Below are 6422 nucleotides of genomic sequence, written 5' to 3'. Positions count from 1 at the left end.
CACTATAGTGGACCCCGAAATTCGAACCAGGCGCTAAGCTCTGATCAGTCCGACCAGGAGACCCCGATCATGAGCAAGAAACGTCGGCAGTAAAGCGGTGACTTCAAGGCCAAGGTGGCCGTCGCCGCCCTGACGCTGCTGATCGGCGAGTCCGACCCGGCCAACAAGGAAACCATGATCCGCCTGATCATGAGCATGCTGGCTCGCCCGGGCGTTGCCTGATCCGCGGGGGAAAGTTCTCGCCCCCTCTCCACGGCATCGGGCCATCGCCCTGACCAAGGGCGCCGGACGCCAAGGTGTCGGCCGGACCAAGCCCCGGCGATGAGGACCCGCCATTACTCGCCGAAGTATTTCCGCTGCAGGCGCTCGAAGGCGCCATTCGCCTTGACCTCTGCCATGGCGGCGTCGAAGCGCTCGACCAGTTCCCGATCACGCTGGCGGAAGGCCGCACCGATCCCCGGCCCGTAGATCGACTCCGGCTCGGTGACCAGCGGGCCTCGGCGGGCAAAGGCGTCGTCGGTCAGCAAGGTTTCCTGGGCCAGCGGGAAGGCGGTGAAGACCAGGTCCAGGCGCCCGGAGTGCATGTCGTTGACCACACCGCCCGAGTCGCTGTAACGGCGGATGTCCGCCTCGGGATGGAACTGGGTGACATAGCGGTCCTGGATGGTGCCCTGCTGCACGCCGATGGCCACATCCGCCAGCTCGCCCTCGACATCGAGGTCCGCCCCGGCCTGACCGACCCACGCCGAGGGCACCTGGTAGTAGGGCTCGGAGAAACGCACCTGACGGGCACGATCCTCGGTGATGTTCATCGCGGCCTTCCGTGACCACTTCGCGGCGACAATGTCCCGACCCATGCACCATCCAGGTCCCCACGATTAGACCCGTTCATTCCATGAAAACTTTCTCATCGATAGTGAAACGCCAATCACGCTTGAGACTCATTATCGATGGGCGGCTGCCCTGCTTTGATCCCTGGCCGGTCCTCTGCAACAATAGTCCTTTGGAACGATCAGGCTCCTGCGCGGCAGGAAATCTCGGCATCTTGGCGTATCCGCCAAACGAACACGGCGTCCACCTCCATGCGAGTCTTGCTCTATAGCGATCTAGACGCGGAATCGATTCCCGGTTTCCAGAAGCTGCGCGCCGCCCTGGAAGCGGACAACTTTCGACAGGCCGATGTCCGCAAGATCGGCGACAATCTCTATCGGGCACGGCTCAACAAGCGCGACCGAGTGCTGTTCTCGCTTTACCGGCACGCGGGCGAGACCTGCTGCCTGATACTCGAATACCTGCGCAATCACGCCTATGAACGCTCGCGCTTCCTGGCCGGCGACGCGGTGATCGACGAGGATAAGATTCCACGCGTTAACACCCCGGAAGAAGCGGACGCCGAACCCCTGGGTTACCTTCATCCGACACGCGAGCGCTTCCACCTGCTCGACAAGATCCTGACTTTCGACGACGAGCAGGAAGACGTCTTCGCCTCGCCGCCGCCGCTGGTGGTGATCGGCTCCGCCGGCAGCGGCAAGACGGCGCTGATCCTCGAGAAGCTCAAGGAGGCCATCGGTGAGGTGCTCTATGTCAGTCTTTCGTCCTACCTCGTGACCAGCGCCCGGGATCTCTACTACGCCCACGGCTACGACAACCCGGACCAGTCGGTGGATTTCCTGTCGTTCCAGGAGCTGCTGGAAAGCATCCAGGTGCCGCAGGGCCGGCAGGTCGAGAACCGCGACTTCCAGGCCTGGTTCCAGCGCCACCGCCAGGGCAGCGGCCTGAGCGATTCGCATAAGCTTTACGAGGAGATCCGCGGCGTGATCACCGGGCCGGTGACCGAGAGCGGCTGGCGGTCGCGGGAGGACTACCTGGAACTCGGCGTCAAGCAGTCGATCTTCCCCGAGGCCGAGCGGCCCCGGGTCTATGACCTCTTCGAGCGCTACCTCGCCTTTCTCGATGAGCAAGGGCTCTATGATCCCAACCTGGTCGCCCATGATCACCTCGCCCTCGTGCGGCCAAGCTACGACTTCGTGGTGGTCGACGAGGTACAGGACATCACCAACGTTCAGCTCTACCTGATCCTGCACACTCTGCGCGAGCCCGGTCAGTTCCTGCTCAGCGGCGACGCCAACCAGATCGTCCACCCCAACTTCTTTTCCTGGGCCAGCGTCAAGTCGCTGTTCTTTCATGAGCGCGACCTGACCGGCCACGGCGAGGTGGTGCGCATCCTGCATGCCAATTATCGCAACGCACCGCTGGTCACGGCGCTGGCCAACCGCATCCTCAAGCTCAAGCATGCACGCTTCGGCTCGGTGGATCGCGAGAGCAACTATCTGGTGCGCAGCGCCGTCGAGCAGTCGGGGCAGGTGCAGCTTCTGGAGAACCGGGAAGCGCTCAAGCGTGAACTCGACAGCCGCACCGCCCGGTCCACGCGTTTCGCCGTGGTGGTGCTGCATCCGGCGCTGAAGGCGGAGGCTCGGCGCTGGTTCCGCACCCCTCTGGTCTTCTCGATCCAGGAAGCCAAGGGACTCGAATACGACAGCGTCATCCTTTACAACGTGATCAGCGATGATGCGGACATGTTTCAAGCGATCGCCAAGGGCGTGGACTCCGAGGCGCTGGAGCGCGAGGAGCTCAGCTACCGCCGAGCCAAGGACAAGCACGATAAATCGCTGGAGATTTACAAGTTCTTCATCAATGCCCTCTACGTGGCGGTGACCCGGGCGGTGCGCCATGTCTATCTAGTGGAGACGCGGCTCGACCATCCGCTACTGAATCTGTTGCAGATGGAGAGCCTGGAGGGCGAGCTCCGGCTGGAACAGGACGACTCCTCTCTCGAGGATTGGCAGCACGAAGCCAGACGGCTCGAGCTCCAGGGCAAGGACGAGCAGGCCCAGGCGATTCGCAAGCAGATACTGGATGAACAGCCGGTCCCCTGGACGGTGCTGGACCGCGCGGCCTTCGAGGAATGGCGGGACCGAGTCCTCGCCGAAGGCGGCAAGAAGGAGCGCCTCGAGGTCTTCGAATACGCCCTGCTTCACCATCATCGCCCTACCCTGAACGCCCTCGCCGAGGCCGGCTTCAAGCCCGCCCTGGATACCGAGAGCAAGGCGGTTCGTCAGATCCATCGCAATCGCTTCATGAGCTACGAGATGAACCACCCCACGGCGGTGTTCAGAGATACGCAGCGTTACGGCGTGGATCATCGCACCCGTTTCGGTCTCACGCCCTTGATGATCGCGGCGCGGCTGGGTAACGGCGCGCTGGTGGAACAGCTGATCGAACGGGGGGCCGATCCGACGCTGACCGCCAACAATGGCTTCACCGCCCTGCACTTCGCCCTGGAACAGGCGATGCTCAATGATGCCTTCGCCCGCCAACGCCTGGCCAGTCTCTATCCCCTGCTGGCGCCGACGAGCCTCAGCGTGCAGGTCGACGACCGCCTGGTGAAGCTTGATCGGAGGCTGATGGAAACCTTCCTTCTCGAGCTGCTTCAGGCCATGTTCTATCGTCATCTCGGCCCGGCCCTGGGATGGCAGCACGGCTACACCGCCCAGGATATCGAAGGCTGGGTTGCCAGGCTTCCCGATCGGGTATTGCCGCCGCGCCGCAAGCGCCGACAATACCTCTCGAGCATCCTGTCCAAGAACGAGATCCGGCGCGAGGACCGCTATAACCGCAAGCTGTTCCTGCGCCTGCGGCGCGGCCACTACGTGCTCAACCCGGCCCTGAAGCTTCGCGACGGCACGAGGTGGATCGACCTGCACCAACGCTTCCCGCTGGAGGACCTGGGTATCCGCCGCTTCGCGGAAAGGATATCCACCAAGGAGGCTCGCCTGTTTGGCGCCGACTTCCTGCGCAACCAGGACCGGCGTCGGCAGGATAGTCTGCAAGCCCTGTGCCGTACCCTGGCGGCGGATCGACCTCAGGAGGAGTAGTCAGCGGGCGGCGACGGTGTTCGAGTACATTGAGCTGGATTACAACCGGCAACGCCGGCACAGTGCAATCGGGATGATCAGCCCAGAGGCCTTCGAGGCCCGAATGATCGCTTAGGCCGGTGTCCACAAATTCTGGGTAAGATCAATCTGTCGTTGACTCATGCCGAGGTCAGAACGGGCGTGAATCTGCTACCGTTGAAGCTGGGGCAGCTGTCGGTATCCCATGCTCTGCTTTACTTTGGTCGGTGAGCCGAGGAGGGGACCGGCGCTGGTCCTCCCGCCTTTACCTGCTGCTCCAAAGTGCTGCAGTTATTCTATGAATCCAGGATGTGAGGGATACATGGTGATCAACGCAAATAATGATATCGAGCAGCCACGGGCGGTCATCGCGCGGCAGGGGTTGTGCCTGGAATCGGAACGGGCCGGAATCGTCGATGCTTACCTGGCGGAGGCGGTATGAAACCTCCTTCGAGCACAGGGTTTGCGCTCTTTGGTGCCGCACTGGTCGCGATCAGTTACGGGCTCGCGCGCTTCGCCTTCGGCCTGTTCGTGCCCCCCATTCGCGCTGAGCTGGAACTCACGCCGTACGTGATCGGCATCATCGGCGCACTGCCCCTGATCAGTTTCCTGCTGGCCACGCTGGTCGCGCCGTTCACCGCCGATCATCTCGGTGCCCGCAACACGGCGATGCTGTCCGGTGCTTTCGGCGTCGGCGGGCTGGCGCTGATCAGCCAGGCCTCTGGCGCTCTATCGCTCGGCGTGGGTGTGTTCGCTTGCGGCATCTGCACCGGCCTGATGATGCCGGCGCTCACGGCTGCCATGCAGGCGCTGGTGAAACGCTCGCTACACGGGCGCGTCAGCTCGGTCATGAACGCGGGTACCAGCATCGGCGTGGTCGTTGCGGTACCGACGGTGCTGTTCCTGGCCGGCGCCTGGCGTTTCGCTTACCTCTCCTTCGCCGTCCTGGCGGGCATCGGAGTGATTGCCGCGTGGCTCTTCCTGCCCTCGGTGTCGAGGATCATGCCGGCGAACGCCGCGCCGCCGCCTCCGATCAACGAACTGCCGTGGCCGCGTCTCTCCAGGCTCTCGCTGTTTGCCTTCGTGATGGGCTTCGTCTCCTCCGCCTACTGGATCTTCGCGCCCGATCTGGTGGTCACCCTCGGCGGCCTGCCGCCCGGCGCAACCGGATGGCTATGGCTAGCGGTTGGCATCGCCGGTCTCGGAGGTGCCGTGGTGGCCGACCTGGCCGATCGCAACAACCCACCCATCACGCATGCACTGATGCTGGTGATGCTGTCTGCGAGCCTGGCATTGCTCGCTGCCAGCCCCGGTCAGTCAGTGCTAGCGGTATTTTCCGCGCTGGTCTTCGGCCTGGCCTATATGAGTCTGACGGGGCTCTATCTGATGACCGGCATCCGCCTGTTGCCGGGCCGACTGTCGATGGGGCCGGTACTGCCCTTCATGGCTGTCTCGCTCGGGCAGGCGACCGGCTCGCCCGTCGTCGGCTTGCTGGTGAACAAATTTGGCTACGCAGATGCGTTTGCCATGTTCTCCGCGCTCGGCATCCTGGTGGCCATCCTGTCGCCATTCTATCCGCGCCAACTTGACCATGAGCCCGAGGAGGAGGTTGAGGAAGAAACCGGCCTCCAGGCGGCGTACGATTACCAGCTCCAGGACGAGGCCGGCGAGCCACTAGAGCCCGTTCCACTAGAGCTCGTCGCGGATGAAGCTGAAAACCCTGAACCCAACCAATAGGGGCCTCACCTGCGGTATTCGGGCACCGGAGTATTCCCCCAGGAACACCTTGGCCGGTGTCCGATACCCGAGTCGTTTCCTCGGTCGATCATTCAACGTCACGATGATCGCTCTGACCTCGGTATCGGTGAACTGCCAGACGTCAGTCCCCTTGGCGGAGGTCTGCAGAAACCAGGGGGTCATTACAATCAGGCCATAGGTGTTCGTCACCCAGTTCTACCCCGAGGCGGAGCTTCGTCGTTACAGCGATTCGGGTGGCGTGATCAACGACATGCGCTCCGTGTCGCCCAGCGACAATGACGCGAATGACACGCCTTGCCCACCCGGCGAAGCAGGATAAACAGCGAAGGGGCCGCGACACACTGGTTCTCATCCTGATTGTCGCTGGCTACTCATCCAGATTGACGCGCTAAAGTGCAGCGTTTCCTTAGGCCTTTTTCAGTCCCTTCGCATAAACATGCGCCGTTTTTTTAAGCTCAAAACCGATTGATTGATAAAAATCATGAGATTCCAAGCGACTTACATTTGAACGAACAACAACTTGCGATAACCCTAAACTTTGAGACCATTCAGCGGCGGCGTTTACGAGTAGTTGTCCAATACCTAAACGCCTAAAGTTTGAGCCCACTACCAGTCCGGTAATTTCAGATGTAAATTCCGTACTCAACGATATGCGTTTCTCTATGACAATCCAGCCTGCAATCGAGTCATTCGAAACAGCAACAAATACTT

At 61.9% G+C, this 6422-nt stretch carries 4 protein-coding genes and 1 pseudogene; 3 read left to right on the top strand and 2 right to left on the bottom strand.

The window, feature by feature from the left end; genetic code table 11:
- Positions 1–335: 335 nt before the first annotated feature.
- A complete protein-coding gene (locus ACESMD_RS10740; protein ID WP_372613004.1) occupies positions 336–857 on the bottom strand; it encodes a transporter substrate-binding domain-containing protein in 522 nt (173 codons plus the stop codon).
- Between the two features lie 93 nt (positions 858–950).
- Between ACESMD_RS10740 and ACESMD_RS10735 the strand changes: the two genes are divergently transcribed.
- From ACESMD_RS10735 to ACESMD_RS10725, 3 genes and pseudogenes are all read left to right on the top strand, one after another.
- Positions 951–3935 (top strand): ankyrin repeat domain-containing protein, encoded by a 2985-nt coding sequence (locus ACESMD_RS10735; protein WP_372613002.1) that lies wholly within the window; start codon positions 951–953, stop codon positions 3933–3935.
- A pseudogene (locus ACESMD_RS10730) lies at positions 3934–4050 on the top strand (IS3 family transposase); the annotation flags it as partial. The gene ACESMD_RS10735 and the pseudogene ACESMD_RS10730, both read left to right, overlap by 2 nt.
- A 341-nt stretch (positions 4051–4391) precedes the next feature.
- The gene (locus tag ACESMD_RS10725; RefSeq protein WP_372613000.1) at positions 4392–5690 is read left to right on the top strand and encodes an MFS transporter; all 1299 of its coding nucleotides are present in this window, start codon (positions 4392–4394) and stop codon (positions 5688–5690) included.
- A gap of 427 nt (positions 5691–6117) precedes the next feature.
- Here the strand turns inward: ACESMD_RS10725 and ACESMD_RS10720 are convergent.
- The coding region (locus ACESMD_RS10720) for a GNAT family N-acetyltransferase (RefSeq protein ID WP_372612998.1) at positions 6118–6422 on the bottom strand (305 nt) is incomplete at its 5' end.

The organism is Halomonas sp., from assembly GCF_041689495.1.
Lineage (GTDB): Bacteria > Pseudomonadota > Gammaproteobacteria > Pseudomonadales > Halomonadaceae > Halomonas.
The sequence above is the reverse complement of the archived record's forward strand: the minus strand, read 5'-3'. Positions and strand labels throughout refer to the sequence as shown.

Excerpts from the sequence above, each read along its gene's own strand:
- ACESMD_RS10740 (WP_372613004.1), bottom strand. The coding sequence starts at position 857 with ATGGGTCGGGACATTGTCGCCGCGAAGTGGTCACGGAAGGCCGCGATG.
- ACESMD_RS10735 (WP_372613002.1), top strand. The coding sequence starts at position 951 with ATGGGCGGCTGCCCTGCTTTGATCCCTGGCCGGTCCTCTGCAACAATA.
- ACESMD_RS10725 (WP_372613000.1), top strand. The coding sequence starts at position 4,392 with ATGAAACCTCCTTCGAGCACAGGGTTTGCGCTCTTTGGTGCCGCACTG.